Annotated in this window: 11 protein-coding genes and 2 pseudogenes; 7 read left to right on the forward strand and 6 right to left on the reverse strand. The window is 67.4% G+C overall.

Features of this window, described 5'->3' with window-relative positions; translation table 11 throughout:
- The first annotated feature begins 80 nt into the window (after positions 1-80).
- On the forward strand, positions 81-1,451 hold the full coding sequence (locus R5H19_RS12355; protein ID WP_318159299.1) for a hypothetical protein: 1,371 nt from the start codon (positions 81-83) through the stop codon (positions 1,449-1,451).
- Positions 1,452-1,562: 111 nt separating this feature from the next.
- Here R5H19_RS12355 and R5H19_RS12360 read toward each other — a convergent pair whose 3' ends face one another.
- A complete protein-coding gene (locus R5H19_RS12360) occupies positions 1,563-3,233 on the reverse strand; it encodes a hypothetical protein (protein ID WP_318159300.1) in 1,671 nt (556 codons plus the stop codon).
- Positions 3,234-3,579: 346 nt separating this feature from the next.
- Positions 3,580-3,927, reverse strand: coding sequence for a RidA family protein (locus R5H19_RS12365; RefSeq protein ID WP_318159301.1), 348 nt, complete (start codon positions 3,925-3,927; stop codon positions 3,580-3,582).
- Positions 3,928-4,667: 740 nt separating this feature from the next.
- On the opposite strand from R5H19_RS12365, the pseudogene R5H19_RS12370 reads away from it, so the two are divergent.
- The 4 genes and pseudogenes from R5H19_RS12370 to alr all read left to right on the forward strand — a co-directional run.
- Positions 4,668-5,345 (forward strand): annotated as a pseudogene (locus R5H19_RS12370) (M15 family metallopeptidase); the annotation flags it as partial.
- A gap of 48 nt (positions 5,346-5,393) precedes the next feature.
- Positions 5,394-6,371 (forward strand): annotated as a pseudogene (locus tag R5H19_RS12375) (serine hydrolase domain-containing protein); the annotation flags it as partial.
- 90 nt (positions 6,372-6,461) lie between these two features.
- Positions 6,462-9,332, forward strand: a complete 2,871-nt coding sequence (locus tag R5H19_RS12380) for a TonB-dependent receptor (RefSeq protein WP_318159302.1) — start codon at positions 6,462-6,464, stop codon at positions 9,330-9,332.
- A 151-nt stretch (positions 9,333-9,483) separates the two neighbouring features.
- The gene (alr, locus tag R5H19_RS12385; RefSeq protein WP_318159303.1) at positions 9,484-10,656 is read left to right on the forward strand and encodes an alanine racemase; all 1,173 of its coding nucleotides are present in this window, start codon (positions 9,484-9,486) and stop codon (positions 10,654-10,656) included.
- A 72-nt stretch (positions 10,657-10,728) separates the two neighbouring features.
- Here the strand turns inward: alr and R5H19_RS12390 are convergent, their stop codons facing one another.
- The 3 genes from R5H19_RS12390 to R5H19_RS12400 form a co-directional block, all read right to left on the reverse strand.
- Entirely contained in the window at positions 10,729-11,847 is a 1,119-nt protein-coding gene (locus R5H19_RS12390) for an FUSC family protein (protein WP_318159304.1), read from the reverse strand.
- Positions 11,844-12,872 (reverse strand): histone deacetylase family protein, encoded by a 1,029-nt coding sequence (locus R5H19_RS12395; protein WP_318159305.1) that lies wholly within the window; start codon positions 12,870-12,872, stop codon positions 11,844-11,846. Before R5H19_RS12395 ends, R5H19_RS12390 begins: the two co-directional genes overlap by 4 nt.
- Positions 12,873-13,139: 267 nt before the next feature.
- Positions 13,140-14,621, reverse strand: a complete 1,482-nt coding sequence (locus R5H19_RS12400) for an MFS transporter (protein WP_318159306.1) — start codon at positions 14,619-14,621, stop codon at positions 13,140-13,142.
- Between the two features lie 429 nt (positions 14,622-15,050).
- Here R5H19_RS12400 and R5H19_RS12405 point away from each other — a divergent pair, with 429 nt between their 5' ends.
- Entirely contained in the window at positions 15,051-16,628 is a 1,578-nt protein-coding gene (locus tag R5H19_RS12405) for a M20/M25/M40 family metallo-hydrolase (RefSeq protein WP_318159307.1), read from the forward strand.
- Between the two features lie 85 nt (positions 16,629-16,713).
- Here the strand turns inward: R5H19_RS12405 and R5H19_RS12410 are convergent, their stop codons facing one another.
- A complete protein-coding gene (locus tag R5H19_RS12410; RefSeq protein WP_318159308.1) occupies positions 16,714-17,259 on the reverse strand; it encodes a peroxiredoxin in 546 nt (181 codons plus the stop codon).
- A gap of 291 nt (positions 17,260-17,550) precedes the next feature.
- Between R5H19_RS12410 and R5H19_RS12415 the strand changes: the two genes are divergently transcribed.
- Positions 17,551-17,862, forward strand: coding sequence for a hypothetical protein (locus R5H19_RS12415; protein ID WP_318159309.1), 312 nt, complete (start codon positions 17,551-17,553; stop codon positions 17,860-17,862).
- The last annotated feature ends 25 nt before the right edge of the window (positions 17,863-17,887 follow it).

A 17,887-nucleotide genomic window follows, 5' to 3' on the forward strand; every position in this document is an offset into this window, starting at 1 on the left:
CCGGATCGTCGGTTCCGCCGCAACAAAGGAGAGAGTGGTAAAACACGCTGCAACGAGGCTGGATCTGCCAGGAAAGCCCGATGCCTGCACGCCGCATGGCCCTGACGATCGGATGTCTGCTGTGCGCCTGCGCGCCCACGGCGGCCCGGGCCCAGTCGGCCGCCGAGTGGCAGGCGCTGCAGGCTGCCGCCGCAAGCAAGTCGGACAAGATCATGGCCGAAGCCAACACCCACAAAGGGCTGTTGGCCCAGTATCAGGTGATGCGCCAGGCCTATGTCGGCGACGATTCTCCGGCGTTTCGCCTGATCTTCGCGCAATACATCAGCTGGTATCAGAGCTTTCTTGGCGACTATCCCGCCGCGATGGACAGCTATTCGATCGGGCAGCCACCGCTGGAAGACGACAGCCCGTCGCCACTGGCCGGGGCCGGCTATGTGGCCCGTCCTGCCGTGGATGCCATTGCGGAACTGGCGCGCGGCTATCGCATCGTGCTTCTCAACGAAGCGCACAACATTCCGCTCACCCGCAGCCTGAGCGTGCAACTGCTCGGCAGGTTGCGCCGGGAAGGCTTCAATTATTTCGCCGCCGAAACGCTTTATGAGGGCGACACCGCACTGCCATCGCGTGGTTATCCCGTCGACGCCAGCGGCTTCTACACCAGGGAGCCGGTTTACGCGGAAATAGTGCGTACGGCGCTGAAACTCGGCTTCAAGGTGATTGCCTATGAGGCGACCTCGGATGCCGTGGGGAGCGACGCACGCGAAACCGGGCAGGCGCGCAACATCGAGCAACGGGTGTTCGAGACCGACCCGCAGGCGCGACTGGTGGTCAATGCCGGCTACAGCCATATCGTGAAGTCGGGTGCGTATCTCGGCGGCGCATCGATGGCCGAGCATCTTTACAAGCTCACCCGCATCCCCATGCTGTCGGTGGAGCAGACCATGCTGTATCCCCACCCTTCGGGCAGCGCCGACCATCCTTATTACGCGACCGTCATGCAGGCGTTGCGGCCGAAGGAGCCCATCGTGTTCGTCAATGCAGCCGGCGAGCCGTGGTCGTTGCGTCCGGGTTATGACGTGAGCGTGTTCTTTCCGCCGGTGCAGATGCTGCACGGGCGTCCCACCTGGCTCAGCCTGGGTGGCCTGCGCCGGCCGTACCGGGTCAGTGGCGATCGCTGCCGCAGGCACTTTCCCTGCCTGGTCGAGGCACGCTACAGCGATGAAGGCGCGGACGCGATTCCGGCAGATCGCATGGTGCTCGCCCAGCCACCGCCGATGAATACCCGATCCTCCATTCCCGTGTTCGGCGACTACGAGAACGTACCTTCGGGCGATCTCTATCTGCGGCCGGGCAGCTATCGGCTGAGCCTGACCACCGCAGACGGCGAAGTCGTCGGAAAGAAAGACATCGTCGTGGCGGGCGCGCCGGCCTCGTCGTCGGGCCAGCCATGACAAGAACAACGTCGTCGGCGAGAATTCGATGCGAGCGCAGATGACGAAGGCGGCGTGGCTTCACCGCCTTCGGTCGTTCAGTCGGCCACGTCCCGGATCACCGATGGGCCCTCAATACCGCGCTGCCGTCAGCGGCGCATCGGCCCACTGCCACGCGTCTGCCTGTTGCTTCGAGGTCTCGCGTGCCGCATCGGCCAGCCCGAGTTTTTGCTGGGCCTGCGCCAGGCCGAACAGCGACCAGCCGTTGAGCGGGTAGGTCTTCAGGTCCTGCTCGAATGCTTGCGCTGCGCCCTTGGCGTCACCGGCTTCGAGCAGTGCGGCGCCCAGGTAGGGGCGCACCGGCAGCGGCCAGTCGGCCGGTTCGTTGTAGGCCAGGGCGTCCTCGGCGGCGGCCGCTTCGCGCAAGGCGGCGATGGCCTGCACGTGCTTGCCCCGCGTACGCAACAGTTCCCCGCGCAACAGGGCATCGGCGACGCGCAACACGTTGTCGGCGTGGTTGATGTCGAAGAAGGCCACCTTGGCCATGGCCGGGTCGACGGCGATCGCATGCAGCGCGTCGGCCTCGCGCGCAGCCTCGGCCGGTGCGCCCTTGCGCAGGTGGGCCATGCCGCGGGCGAAGTGCCGGATGGCGGCCGGGTACGGCAGTTCCGGCTGCGCGGCGGCATCGGACAGGATCGCGTCCCAGTCGCCGAAGCGGACCTGGGTGAGCAGCGGCGTGACCACGAACTGCTGCATGAATTCCATCGGCGCCTCGCCCATCACGGCGCGGTCGGCGCGCTGGGCGGTCTGCTCGGCCGCCTGCAGCGCCAGCGTGCGCGAGCCGGTCAGGCCGGTGGTCATGGTGGCGAAGTGCCAGTTGTGCGGCACGTAGCCCAGCGGGTAGACGCCGTTGCTGCCACGGCACATCGCGAGGAAATCCTTGTCCGCGGTGGTGGCGGCAAGGTTGGTCAGGGTGGCGTCGTGGTAACGGCCGACGCGGATGTAGGTATGCGCAGGCATGTGCACCAGATGCCCCGAGCCGGGCGCCAGCGCCGCCAGGGTGTCCGCGTAGGGTTCGGCGCGCTGCGGTTCGGGCGACGATTCGGTAGCGTGGATGTAGTAGTGCATCGCGCCGATGTGGCGCGGGTTGCGCGCCAGCACGCGTTCCAGTTCGCCGAGCAGGCGCGGGGTGAACTCGGCCGGGGCACCGTCCTTTTCCCAGTACGCCCACGGCGAGAGATCCATCAACGCCTCCGCGTACAGGGTCGCCGCGTCGTCGTCCTCGGGAAACTGCGCGACCACCTTCGCCATCGCCTCGGCATAGGCGTGGTCCAGCGGCGTGCGATCCGTCGGCGCCGGATCGGCGTAACGCAGCTGCAGCGCCTGGATCAGCGCGCGGTCGACCGGGCGCGCGGTGGCGGCCAGGCTCGCGGCGCGCGCGGCGAGGGCGGTGGCGTCCTTCGCCTGCGCCGGGTCCATCGCCAGGTTGATGTTCGGTCCCAGCACCAGGGCCTGGCCCCAGACGCACATCGCGCATTGCGGGTCCAGCCGCGCCGCCTCGGCGAAACTGCGTCCGGCCGCCTCGTGGTTGAAGCCGTAGGCCAGGCGCAGGCCCTGGTCGAAATAGTGTTGCGCGGCCGGCACGCGGGTGGCCACATCGTGGTGCAGATCGCCGAAGGTGTCGAACAGCGGCAATGCGGCGGCTTGCGAAGCGGCCGCGGTGTCGCCGGCTGCCTTCGGCGACGGATCGCAGCCCGCCAGCAGGACCGCCAGCAGTGGCAGGAGCAAGGATCGATGGATCATCGTGGTTCTCCCGAGGTGGTTACCGGACCGTAACGAAGCCCGTGTCGGAAACGGGCAAGGGGAGCTCGATTGCATGGGCGCTGCTGCCGGCACCGGGTGCGCTACCTCCCCCCAGGCAGCCTCTCCGGTTGTTCTGCCCGCGCAAGGCGGGCTTGAGTCGCCCCGGCATGCTCGCCGGCATGGCTTCGCCGAGTCAAGCAGGCCAGGGGCCCAGGCTGACAGCCAGCTCCTTGCAGGCTTGGTTCTCGGCGACTGGCATGGCGACGGACGCGGACCGATCGGCCCGCGCGGGCGAAGCGCCGCATGAAGAGCCCCTGACTCGGCTTGATCTCGTGGTCCGGCTTGATCACGGCACCGCGGCAATGATCACGATCTCGATTTTCAGGTTCGGTCGGGCGAGCCGGGCCTGCACCGTGGCACGCGCCGGCGCGGCGCCTTCCGGCACCCATCGCTCCCAGACTTCGTTCATGCCGTCGAAATCCGCCATGTCGGCCAGGAAGATGTCCGCACGAAGGATGTGGGCCTTGTCGGTCCCAGCCCGCTGCAGCAGATCGTCAATGGCATGGAGCACCTGCTCGGCCTGTCCGGCGATGCTGGCACTGGCGTCCTGGGGCACCTGCCCGGCGAGATAGGCCACGCCGTTGTGGATGATGATCTTGGACATGCGGGGACCGGTATCGAAACGCTGGATCATGGGAGCAGCTTCCTGTGGGATATCGCCGTCATTGTTACCGCATTGAGGCGCGCGAAACCGGGGTGGGGACATTGAAAGCAGTCGGGCTTGTTTTCGGCTCGCGTCGGCCGCGCGGCTGTGGCGTGTCCGTGGGGTGTCCGGCAACGTGCAGGAAGCATCGGCCGTCCATGGAATGATTTGCTAGTACCACAACCCCTGGTTATGGATTTTTGCCGTGGCGCCTCGGCGCACGACGCCACCACCGAGTGCTGCCCGCTGCCACGCTGGTCCGCGACGATCCCGGTAACCCGCGGATTCGCATGATCTTTCGCCGGAAGGCAAGATGGCGTCCGTGTCCGCTGGCGCGCATGCGATCGCCCCGGAAGCCGTCCCGGACAGGTCGTGACGCCTTCGCGGCACGCCGTTGACGCTTCTGAATTGGCCGTGTACACAGCGACGGCAGACATGGCGTGACAGCAAGGCGCGCCATGCGATGGGGCATCGGGCGGGGAACCCGAAAACACGGCCCAAAAGGGGAAAGAGGCGGGCGCGGATATCCGGGGCCTGGTTGGCCCGGCATGCACGCTGTCCATCCACATTCGATCTGGCGCCCGGGAGATGCCGTGCCAATCCGACAATACCGGTGGTCAATTTCGCACTATCTTGCGTTTGATTTCCCTTCCTCCAGCCCTGCCGGCCGTGACCGGAAGCGCAGCGGAGTTCCCGGTTCGACGCAGCTCGCCCTGCTGCTTGCGCTGTGCATGGCATCGGTATCGGCACTGGCGCAAGCCGACGGCACGCCGCGTGTGTCGGCCGCGGTCACGATGGAACAGGCCGGGATGGTCGACATCCGCAGCCTGGTGCCGGACATCTCGCAATCCATCGCCTACGCCGGCAGCGACAACTTCGTCGGTGCGCCGATCCACGGCTATCAGGCGCCGCGCTGCTGGCTGAAGCGTGAAGCCGCCGAGGCACTGGCGCGGGTGGATGCCGCGCTGCGCGAACGCCACATGCGCCTGCGCGTGTTCGACTGCTACCGGCCGGTGCGCGCGGTCGCCCATTTCGTGCGCTGGGCGAATGACCCCGCCGACCAGCGCACGAAGGCTGCGCATTACCCCGACCTCGACAAGTCGAAGCTGCTCGGCGATTACATCGCACCGGTCTCCGGCCACAGCCGCGGCGCCACCGTCGACCTGACCGTACTGCGCTGCGATGCGCACGACGCCGATTGCGAACCGCTGGACATGGGTACCGACTTCGATTTCTTCGGAACCCGCGCGCATACCGATTCGCCCGAAGTCGATGCCGCGCAACGCGCGAACCGCCACCTGCTGCGCGAGGCGATGGAAGCCCAGGGCTTCCGCAACTACGCGATGGAGTGGTGGCACTACACGCTGCGTCCCGAACCCGCGCCGGACACGCTCTACGACATCCCGGTGGCGGCCCTCACCGACGCCGGATGGCAGGCCGAGATCGAACGTCTGATGCAACCCTATGACGGCGACGCGCCGGGCGTCTCGCTGCTGGTGCTCAAGGACGGCAAGGCCGTTTTCAGCCGCAGCTACGGGCGATCCGATCTGGAGCGGGGTATCGAGGCGAGCTCGGCGACCAGCTACCGGCTCGCCTCGGTGACCAAGCAATTCACCGCCGCCGCGATCCTGCTGCTCGCGCAGGACGGGAAACTCGCCATCGACGATCCGGTCAAGCGCTGGCTGCCGTCGCTGCCGAAGGTGGCGGATGGCATCACCCTGCGCAACCTGCTCGACCACACCTCGGGCGTGCTGGATTACGAAGACCTGATGGCCGCGCCCTACGAAGGGCAGATCCGCGATGCCGGCGTGCTGGCCCTGCTGGAAAAGGAAGACCGGCTGTATTTCCCGCCAGGCAGCGCCTTCCGCTACAGCAACAGCGGCTACGCGCTGCTGGCGCTGGTGGCGGAACGCGCTTCGGGGATGAGCTTCGCGGAGTACTTGCGCACGCGCATCTTCCAGCCGCTGGGCATGCGCGACACCCTGGCCTACGTGGCAGGCGGGCCGGAAGTGCCGCACCGTGCGTGGGGTTACAGCAAGGCCTGCAACGGCTGGACCCGCACCGATCAGAACGCCTACAGCGCGGTGCTCGGCGATGGCGGCATCTATTCGAACATCGCCGACATGGCGCGCTGGGCGGCCGCGCTGGACGACGACCGCCTGCTCAGCAAAGCGTCGCGCGCGCTGGCCTTCAAGCACCAGGTGCAGGTTTCCAGCGCGCCTGACGCGACCTGGTACGGCTTCGGCTGGCGCCTTGCCGACGGCCTGCAATGGCATTCCGGCGAAAGCATCGGCTTTCGCAACACGATCGTGCGCTGGCCGAAGCAGCGCCTGACCGTGGTCGTGCTGAGCAACCGCAACGAGCCGACGCCGTACGACCTGGCGATCTCGATCAGCCGATGGTTCCTGGCCGATGCCCAGGTCGAGCCGCACTGAATCCGATTTCCGCAACAGAGAGCTGGTTCCACCCCGATCCGTCGTTCATCACCTAGAGGCCACATCATGCATATCCGGCGCGACCTCCGATTGAATCTTCTCTGTGCGGCCCTGCTGGTCGCGATGGCTGCTCCCGCCGCGGCGCAGGAGGCCGCCCAGTCTGCGCCGGACGCCGGGCAGTCCGCGGCGGTCACGCTCAAGGAAATCACCGTCACCGGTTCGCGCATCAAGCGCACCGACGTGGAAGCGGCGCTGCCGATCACCATCATCGAGAAAGAGAAGATCGACGCGCAGGGCATCACCTCGGCGGAACAACTGCTGCAGTTCCTCAACATCGCCGGCAACGGTGCCGACGGGCTCACCTCGGCCGCCGTCGACATGGATCTCGGCGAACTGCGCGGCACCGCCGGCGTGTCGGGCGCCAACCTGCGCGGGCAGGGGTCCGACGCCACGCTGGTGCTGCTGAACGGTCGCCGCGTCGCAACCCACGGCCTGCGCGGCCAGGCGGTGGACCTGAACTCGATTCCGTTCGCGGCGATCGAGCGCGTGGAGGTGCTGCGCGACGGCGCCTCGGCGATGTACGGCACCGACGCCATCGGCGGCGTGATCAACTTCATTACCCGCACCGACTACCGGGGCGTCACGCTCAACGCCGGCGTCGACGTGACCGCGGATGGCGGCGGTGGCATCACGACCTACAGTGCGCTGGGCGGTATCGGTGATCTCGACCGCGACGGCTGGAACGCGTGGGGCACGATCAACTACCGGCGCGCGCAGATTCTGCGCAGCGGCCAGCGCGACTTCGCCAACAGCTTCCAGCCCGACCGCGGCGTATCGCCCGACACGCGTGGCACGCCATTCGCCACGGTGACCAACGCCACCGGCGGCATCATCAACGGCGCGCTGACCGATCCGGACGGCGGCGGCGCCATGCGCTACATCAACATCCTGAACCTGCCGGGCGGCGCCGGCTGCAAGAACGGCGGCGACAACATGGGGCCGTACGACTACCGGCTGTGGGACGGCGCCAGCTCGAAGTACGCCTGCGCCTGGGATTACCCCGCCGCGCAGGCGCTGCAGCAGCCGCAGGACAGCCTGCAGTTCCTGGGGCGCACCACTTACAAGATCGCCGAGAGTCACCGTTTCTACGCCGAAGCGATGGGCTCGCGTGTGAAGGTGAAGCGCGAGTACGAGCCGCTGCAGCTTTCCTCCAGCGCGTCAGCGACCGCCGTGCTCGACCCCAGCACCTGGTATCCGCTGAACGCGGACACCCAGCCGACCTACGACATGATCTACAACGCCATCGCCGACTTCTTCGGCACGGACAATCTGATATACGGCAACAAGATTCCGTACCGTTGGCGCTGCGTCCCCTGCGGGCCGCGCCAGATCGAAACCACCACCAAGGCCCAGCGCCTGCTGGCCGGCGTGCAGGGCATCATCGGCCGCTGGGACTACGACGTGGGCTTGTCGCACGCATCCAGCAAGGCCGAATCGGTACTTGCCGGGGGCTATTACTTCTCGAGCGGCCTGAAGCAGGCGCTCGGCAGTGGCCTGCTGAATCCGTTCCTGATGCCGGGCCAGGCGCAGAACCCGGCAGGCATTTCCGCGTTGCAGGCGGCATCGGCCACCGGGATCCATCTGTACGGCGGCGAGTCCACGGTCACCTCGCTGGACGCCAGCTTCAGCGGCGGACTGGGCTTCAACCTGTGGGGTGGCGAGGCGCAGCTGGCGACCGGCCTGGAAGTGCGACGCGAGGAATTCAAGTTTGGCGGAGTCCAGGAGTTGAACGGGTTGCCGCTCAACTACGACACCATCTTCCAGGCGCCGTTCGACGAGACGAGCGACCTGCCCAAGGTGCACCGCAACGTGAAGGCGGCCTACGTGGAAGCCTATCTGCCGATCGTGAAGACGCTGGACGTGACCCTGGCCGTGCGCCGCGACCAGTACGACACCTTCGGCGGCACCACCAACCCGAAGTATTCGTTCAAGTGGCAGCCGCTCGAATCGCTGGCGTTCCGCGGGGCCTACAGCATCGGCTTCAAGGTGCCCGAATTCACCAAGCTGTTCGCCGGCGTGAACCGGGTCGACTATTTCGGCCTCGACCTGGCCGACCCGGCCAGCTGCCCCGGTGGCGTGGCCAACTCGGCGGTGCCGGGCTGTGCGCTGATCCAGCCGACCATCATCACCGGCGGCAAGACCGACCTGCAGCCGGAGACGTCCAGGCAGAAGAGCGTGGGCTTCGTCTATGCGCCCACCGGCACCTTCAACGCCAGCCTCGACTGGTGGGAGATCGAGCGCACCAACACGATCCGCTCGCCCAACCTGCCGACGCTGATCGACAACTACGGCCTGTTCTCCGCCAACTGGATCCGCGACAGCAGCGGCAAGGTGGTCGCGATCGACCGCCGCTTCATCAACTCCGGCGGCACCCTGATGCGCGGCGTGGAGCTGGACGCCAACCTGCTCGGCGAACTGGCGGGCGGCCGTTGGCACGTCAACCTCAACGGCAGCTACATCAACACCTTCAAGGAAAAACCGCTGGCCAACGAGCCCTACAGCGGCAACCGGGTGGGCGAGTACGTGCAGTTCTACAACCTGCCGTTGAAGTGGAAGCACACCCTGAGCTTCAACTGGTCCAAGGGCGACTGGACGCATACGCTGAGCCAGATCTACCGCGCCGGCTACAAGGACGAATTGCCGATCAGCGTCGCCAACGGCAGCTACACCCCGGTGAACTGGAACCCGAACGTCGACGACTACATCCTCTACAACTACAGCCTGGGCTGGTCGGGCCTGCGGAACACGAAGTTCACCTTCGCGGTGCGCAACCTGCTGAACACCGATCCGCCGTTCACTGCGCACCAGGTCGACTTCGCCTCGGGCGCCGCGTGGGAGCCGCGCGTGGCCGATCCGCGCGGCCGCTCGTTCTACCTGATGGCCGAATACAGGTTCGATTGACATCGGCGGTCGCCTGACCCGACCTGCATCCAGCCGCCGCCGGAAAACCGGCGACGGCCACTTCGAGAGCACCATGCCAGAGCGCCATTCCGCATCTCCCTCCCTCAGCCGCCGCCAATTCCTCCTGGCCACCGCGGGGACGGCCCTTGCGATGGCCATCCCCGCGCCTGCCGCGCCGCTGCTCGGCCTGCCGGGGCAGCGGAAGGCGGGCGCATTTAATGCTTGGATCGAGATCGATCCGGCGGTGTTCGAAAGCAACCTTCGGCTGGTCGAGGCCGCCCTGGTCGGCCAGCCCAAGATCTGCGCCGTCATGAAGGCCGATGCCTATGGCGTCGGCATCGACCTGGTGATGCCCAGCGTCATCAAGGCGCGCATCCCCTATGTCGGCATCGCGAGTACCGAGGAAGCCCGCATGGTGCGGGCCTGCGGCTACAAGGGCCGCGTCATGCGCGTGCGTGCCGCCACGCTGGACGAGATCCACGACGCGCTGCGGTACAAGGTCGAGGAGCTGGCGGGCAACCTCGTCCAGGCACGGGCCATGGGCGACAGTGCGCGCAAGCGCGGTCGCACGCTGCGCGTGCACCTGGCGCTGAACTCGGCGGGCATGAGCCGCAACGGGATCGAGATGGAGACCGAACAGGGCCGGCAGGACGCCGAAGCGCTGACGAGGATCGAGGGCCTGCAGATCGTCGGCCTGATGACCCATTTCCCGACCGAAGAGCGCGCGGACATCCTGCAGGGACTCGACGCGTTCAAGGCACAGACCGACTGGCTGTTCGCCCATACCGCCTTGCGGCGCGAGGACGTGCTCCTGCATGCCGCCAATTCCTACGCCGTCCAGCACATTCCCGAGGCGCACCTGGACATGGTGCGCCCCGGCGGCGCGCTGTACGGCTATGGCGGCACGCCCAAGCCGCCGTTCGCGCACGTGGCGTCCTTCAAGTCGCGGGTGGTCTCGGTCCAGGCCTATCCCGCCGGCGACACGGTGAGCTACGACCGCACCTGCGTGCTGAAGCGCGATTCGCTGCTGGCCAACATTCCCGTGGGTTATTCGGACGGCTACCGGCGCGCGTATTCCAACAAGGGCTCGATGCTGATCCGCGGGCAGCGGGCGCCGGTGATGGGCAACGTCACCATGAATACCACGATGGTCGACGTGACCGACATCCCCGGCGTCCAGGCGGGCGACGAGGTCGTGCTGTTCGGCAAGCAGGGCGATGCCGAAATCACCCTGGCTGAGGTCGAGCAGATCACCGGTGTCATCCTGGCCGACCAGTACACGGTCTGGGGCACCTCGAACCCGAAGATCCTGCGTCGCCGTTGAGCGGACGGGCCCGTACGCCGGGCCCGTCTTGCCGCCGGCCGCCATGTTTCATGCAGCGCGGGGATCGTGCATTCAGCGGACGTCGCGGTCGCGTTTGCCTTTCATGCGTGCCGGCACCAGCGCCCGCAACGCCTGGCCGACCGCGGCGCGCAGGCGTGGCTGGTGCATGACCACGCCGCCGAGCAGGCCGACCGCGCAGCCCAGCGTGGTATCCAGGAAACGCGACTGGATCAGCGCCGCATGCGAAACCTGCGGGTCGAGCCGGGCAGCCTCGGCCAGCAGGATCGTCAGTGGCGTGATGAACACCGTCGCCAACCCGTAGTGGCGCACGACCAGCCACTCCACCGTGAACGACAGCAGCATCAGGATCGGCGCCACGGCCCACGAGCCCAGCGGCAGCGACAGCAGCCCCCACGCCACCAGCATGCCGAGCGCGGTGCCGACGACGCGTTGCAGGTTGCGGTTCCAGACTGCGCGCAGCGTCGTTCCCTGGATCACCGCCATGCAGCTCACCGGCACCCAGTACGGCCGCTCCAGCCGCAGTGCCACCGCCAGCAGCAGCGACAGGCCGACCAGCGCGCCGATCAGCACCGAGTCGAGCACCACGTGGTCGAAGGTGGGTTGGGGCAGCGGCTCCACCGGCGCCGGCGCCTGCAGCCGCAGCACGATCAGGCTGTAGCCGAAGGCGATGACGGCCGCCAGCAGTCCGCCGAGGAAGACCAGCCCGACCATCAGCGGCAGGTCGAGAAACGGTACCGGGGAATAGGCGCCGATCGCCGCGACCATCACGAAAAACAGGCTGGCCGGCGGCCCCACGCGGTAGTAGCGGCAGGCCATCGTGACCAGCACCGCGATCACCGTGAGCAGCGGCACCGTCGCCGCCGCCACGGCGTGGGTCATGATGCCGAGCGCGTAGCATGCCGCGATGCCGAACGCGCACGCCATCAGCCTGGCCATGCGGTGGTACATCGGCGTGTCGGGCAGGTACAGGAACGCCAGCCCGCCCAGCGACGAGATCAGTCCGTCATCGAGCCGGCCGAAGTACACGCCCACCAGCACCGGCAAGCCGGTGGCCAGCCCGGCCGCCACCGGCATCTGCCAGCGTCGGCGCGACGGATGGAAGGTGGACAGGTGCTGCCATTCCGCGCGCAGCCAGCGCCCCAACGCGGTGCCGTCGGGCGCCTGGTTCATGGCCCGGCAAACGCCGCGAGCACGCCGACCACGTTGTCGCCGATCCCGGCCACGGCGTAGCCGCCTTCCTGCACCAGCACCGTCGGCAGGCCCAGCGCGGCGATGCGCGCGCCCAGTCGCGGGAAATCCCCCACGCCCAGCCGGAACTGGCTGATCGGGTCACCCTCGAAAATGTCCACACCCAGCGAAACGACCAGCGTCTGCGGGGCGTAGTCGGCCACCAGCCCGAGCGCGCGCTCGAGCGTCTCCGCATAGCGCGCCCAGTCGGTGCCGCGCGGCAGCGGGAAGTTGTGGTTGTAGCCCTCGCCGGCACCGGTGCCGCGTTCGTCCGCGTAGCCGAGGTAGAACGGGTACTCGGTGTCCGGATCGCCGTGGATCGAGACGAACAGCACGTCGTCGCGTTCGCGGAAGATGTCCTGGGTGCCATTGCCGTGGTGGTAATCCACGTCGAGCACCGCGACCCGGGCCAGGCCGGCATCGCGCAGGCGCTGCGCTGCCAGCGCCGCATTGTTGAGGAAGCAGTAGCCGCCGAACATCGCGCGCCCGGCGTGATGGCCGGGCGGCCGGCACAAGGCATAGGTGCTACGTTCGCCCGCGGCGACCAGGTCCGCGGCGGTCAGTGCGCAGAACGCCGACGCGCGTGCCGCCTGCCAAGTGCCTTGCACGATCGGGCTGCCGGCGTCGAAGGCGTAGTAGCCCAGGCGCGCATGCAGGCCTGTGGGCACGCGGTCGCGGCGCATGCCGCGCGCCGGGAATGCCCCGGGCAGCATGAAGCCGTCGCGGCCTTCCGCCTGCCATTCCGCATAGGCCCCGCGCAGGAACGCCAGGTAGTCCGCATCGTGTACGCGCTCGAGCACGGCATCGTCGTACTCGCGCGGCGCTTCCACCGCCCAGCCCGCGCGCGCGATCGCCGTCAGGATATGGTCGACCCGCGCCGGCATCTCGAAACACGGCACCAGCTCGCCGCGGTGCAGTTCCATGCCGCCGTCATGCAGGGCATGCAGCGGTGAATGTATGGTCTTCATCGAATCCTCAGGGCGAAACGAACCAGCGCGCATCGTTCCATAGCCGACCCTGCCAATGACAGCTTCCGGGGCCATCCCGATGATGACCTGCGGGGGAGGGGCGTCACGTGAAACGCCCGCAGCGCCCCCAGGAGCATCCGATGAATTCGCTCATGCAGGCATGGGGACCGTTGCTCAACCTTCGAGGTCGGTGCGCGGGCGATCCCGGTCGCGGCTTCGGCGTGGCTGTGCAAGCCGGCGTGACGCCGCTGATCCGCCGGTCCGCGCTCAGTCGTTGGTCCTGCGGCCCTTTGGCACGGTAAGGACGATCGAGGCGATCGCCGCCGCCACCATCAGCACGTTGAAACCCAGCGCCACGAAGGCGGCTTCGCGCAACGCCAGGTTGTCCTGGCGGCCGGCGAAGGTGATCACGCCCTCCAGCCAGCGCACGCTGCCGCTGTCACCGGCCAGCGCGGTGAACACCGCCGCCGAGATCGCTACGCCGAAGGCCGCGCCCAGCGACGAGGCCATCTTGTAGATGCCCGAACCCGAACCGCCTTGCGCGGCCGGCAGATTGGACAGCGCCGCGTCGGTGGACGGCGTGGCGTAGAACGCCAGGCCCAGGCCGAACAGCGCGTAGCCGATCACCGCCAGGATCGTGTACTGCCCCAGCATCAGTTGCGTGGGCATCAACAGCGCGATCGCCACGCCGGTGATCAGGCAGCCCCAGATCATCGGCTGGCGCGGACCGAAGCGCTGCAGCAGTTTCTCGCCCACGCGGATGAAGGCGATGATCGCGATCGCGTAGCCCAGCGTCAGCAGGCCCGCCTGCTGCGCATTCATGCCGCCACCCAGCTGCACCAGCTGCAGCGAGACGATCAGCGTGCCGGCGGTGGCGTTGATCAGGAAGTTGGAGATGGTGGCGCCGGTGTAGGTCGAATTGCCGAACAGACGGAAATCGAAGAACGCATTCGCCGAGCGGCGTTCGATCGCCACGAACAGCGCGCCGAATATCAGCGTCGCGACGATCAGGCCAAGCACCGCCGGACTGGTCCAGCCCAGCGTGTTGCCCTGGGTCACCAGCACCTGCAGCGCCAGCATCGCGACCATGAAGGTGAGTACTCCGGGCAGGTCGAACCTGTAGTTGCCGCTGGCCTCGGCCTTGTTCTCCGGCGTGCCGCGCATCAGCCACAGGCCGAGCACGTTGACCACGATCGCCAGCCAGAAGATCGAGCGCCAGCCCAGATTCTGCGACATCAGTCCGCCGACCAGCGAGCACAGCCCGCCGCCGCCCCATGAGCCGATCGACCACATCGACACCGCGCGCTGGCGCGCGGCGCCGTCCCAGTACGCCTTCACCAGCGCCAGGCTGGCCGGCATCATGCAGGCCGCCGACAGCCCCTGCAGCGCGCGCCCCGCCAACAGCACCGGCGCGGCCATCGCGCCGGTGGGCGTGACCGCCACCAGCAGCGAGCCGGCGATGCTGAGATAAAAGCCGATGCGGGTGATCCGCAGCCGCCCGACCCGGTCGGCCAGCCCGCCGAAGACCACGATGAAGATGCCGGAGAACAGCGAGGTCAGCGCCACCGCGATGTTCATGGTGGCCGCGTCCAGCCCCAAGTCGCGCTGCATGTCGGGTGCGATGTTGAGCGTGGTCTGGGCGAACAGCCAGAACGCGACCACGCCCATGATGATGCCCAGCAGCAGGCGGTCGTTGCCCTGGAAGCGGGCGGGCGGCTGGCCGGGTGCAGGCGTGGCGACAGTGTTCATGCGACCTCCGCGGGCTCAAGTCACTGTACGGCGCCGAAGGTATTACAGGCCGGGGCCGGGCGCACTGGCCGGCGTTTGGCCAAACGTATTCAAGAGACGCCTTCACGTGGCAGGGCTCGCCCGATGAGCCGTAGGATGAGGTTGCAGCATTTCGTGATCGCACCGGCCAAGTCGAGCCATCGAATGCGGCCGGCAGCAGCTTCTGGCCCGACCGGTTCGTTGCGACTGGCGAAGAGCGATGCCGGTTCGGCAAACGCGGCCGTCATCGTGTCGATCGGGCACCCGTGGTCGCATGTACCTGCGAACAGCCCATTCGCCGGGTCGGGCAGGCAACATGACTAAAGGCCCATGAGTGCGAGCAGGCAGGGCGCTAGATTCGAAAGTTCTTGCGTCCAAACCGTACCGGGGAAAGCTGTGATCAAGCGTTGCATGTTGTTGATGGTGGGTCTGGGAATCAGCGGTATCGCCGCAGCCCAGGAGCCGGTGGACCTGGATATGGTCAGCCGCATCCGCCAGGAGGCGTTCCATCGCTCGCAGGTCATGGCCACCTTCAGCCATCTGACCGAGAGCATTGGTCCGCGCCTGACCAACTCGCCGCAGATGGCCCAGGCCAATGCCTGGACCCGCGGGAAATTCAGCGAGTGGGGCCTGGCCAACGTCCACGACGAGGCCTTCGACGACTTCGGCCGTGGCTGGGAATTCAGCGACGCCAGCGTGGAAATGCTCAGCCCGCGCACGCTGCCGCTGCATGCGTTGCCCAAGGCGTGGACGCCCGGCACCAACGGCCCGGTCGAGGGCGAGGTGATGGCGGTCACCATCAAGAAGCGCGCCGATCTGGACAAGTACAAGGGCAAGCTGGCGGGCAAGATCCTGCTGTTGAACGAGGCGCGCGAGTACAAGCGCGGCGTCGAAGCGGATTCGCACCGCCACGACGAGGCCGGCCTGGCCGAACTGCAGGCGTTCGCCGTGCCCAAGGACGCCGACAAGGATCGCGCCAAGCGGGTCAAGCAATACACCGAGCGCCAGGAGCTGACCCGCGCCACCAACGAGTTCTTCGTCGCCGAAGGCGTGCTGGCCACGATCGGCATCAGCGGCTGGGACAACGGCATCATCCGCGTCGGCGGGGGTGGTTCGCGCAAGGCCGGTGAATCGGTGGGCGTGCCGGAGCTGGCGATGGCGGCCGAGCACTACAACCAGCTGGCGCGCGCAATCGAGCGCAAGCAGACGGTGAAGCTGCGGGTGAACGTGAAAGCACGTTTCACCGACGAGGCCAACCAGCCCGGCTACAACACCCTGGCCGAGATCCCGGGCAGCGGCAGCAAGGCCGGCGAGATCGTCATGCTGGGCGCGCACATGGATTCCTGGCACACCGGCACCGGCGCGGCCGACAACGCCGCCGGCGTGGCGGTGATGATGGAGGCCATGCGCATCCTCAAGGCGGTGGGCGCCAAGCCGAAGCGCACCATCCGCGTGGCGCTGTGGAGCGGCGAGGAGCAGGGCCTGATCGGTTCGCAGGCGTACGTGGCCAAGCACTTCGCCGCGTATCCGGAGCCGACCGATCCGAAACAGAAGGCGCTGCCGGCATCGCTGCGCGAACCGACCGGTGCGTTGCAGAAGAAGCGCGACTACGACCGCTTCGCGGCCTACTTCAACATGGACAACGGCTCGGGCCGTTTCCGCGGCATCTATGCCCAGGAAAACCTGGCGGTGATGCCGATCTTCCAGGCCTGGCTGGAGCCGTTCCATGACGTCGGCGCCACCACCGTGGTCACCCGCAACACCGGCAGCACCGACCACGTGTCCTTCGATCGCGTTGGCCTGCCGGGGTTCCAGTTCATCCAGGATCGCCTGGACTACTTCAGCAACGTCCACCACAGCCATCTGGACACCTGGGACCACGCCGAGCCGGAAGACCTGAAGCAGGCGGCGGCCATCGTCGCGTCATTCGTCTATCACGCCGCCATGCGCGAGGAAAAACTGCCGCGCAAGCCGCTGCTGGAAGACTGATTTCCGCGGCCGGTTGCACTGACGGGCCGGTTTTTCCGGCCCGTCGTCATGCCGGGAAAGTCGCCATGGGCGACGCCAGCTCGTCTTATTTCCCGAGTGCCTTCACCGCGTCCAGCGTCTCGCGCACGTGCTGCTTCGGGTTCAGGTTCGAGTAGACGTGCACGATCTTCCCGGACGGTGCGATCACGTACGAAGTGCGGTCCGACCAGCCCGGTCGCATCGGCAGCAGCGCGTCGTATTCCTTGGCGATCTTTGCGCCGTCGTCGGCGGCGACCGGGAACTTGCCGCCGCAGTGCTCGGTTTCCTGCGAGAACGCCGCCAGCTCCGAGGTGTTGCCGGCGGTGACGCCGATCACCGTGGCGTGCTGCGCCTTGAACTGGTCGATGGCTTCGGAGAACAGGTGCGCCTCTAGGTTGCAGCCCGGGGTGTGCGCGGCGGGAAAGAAGTACACCACCACCGGGCCCTTCTTCAGGGCATCGGCGAGCTTGAACGTGAAGGGCTTTCCGGCGAGGTAGGCCGGCGCGGAAAAGTCGGGCGCCTGGGCGCCTTCCTTCAGCGCTGCCCATGCCGGCGCCGCGAGGGTGGCGGCACCGGCGAGGGCGAACGTGGCGAATTTCAACAAGGTGTTCATGGGGGCTCCTGGGCTGATGGATCGGCCAAGTTATACGCTACAAGCGCGCGGGCGGATGCGCGGCGACCCCGGCGCCGGACGTTTCGCCGGCCCGTCGGGACAAATGATGGACATGGCCATCTTTTTTCCGCCCGTCGCCGGACACGGGTTCTGCTATGTTGGCCGCGGGAAGCACGCCTGCATGTCCACGCGCACTCACCGGCGGAGGTCAGCCATATGGGTCACGACAAGTCACGCTCGGATGTTTCGGTCGGCCCGGTCGACTGGAGTGCCCCGAGCCTGGAGGCACTGATGCAGAAGGTCGACGGCTGGAAACTCGACAACCGCAGCGACCTGCCGTGGCAGGAGGTGCAGATCCACGTCAATTCCGGATGGACGGCCAACTCCGTCGTCAGCAAGCCGGCGCAGATGATCTCTATGGATGAGCAGACCCTGGTGCTGGTGACCCGCTTTCCGATGCCGCAGGGCGAACATGTGCGCGTGGACAGCCAGCGTGCCGGCGGTACGCACAGCGTATGGGGCTGGATCGTCGAGGGGCGCGAGGGCTACCGCGTCGAGGATCGCGAGCGCGGACTGTTCCTGAGCAGGCTGAGCATCGGCTGACGCCGCCACGGCAGGTGCCGTGAGG

The sequence above is a fragment of the Rhodanobacter sp. KK11 genome (genome assembly GCF_033345435.1).
Taxonomy (GTDB): domain Bacteria; phylum Pseudomonadota; class Gammaproteobacteria; order Xanthomonadales; family Rhodanobacteraceae; genus Rhodanobacter.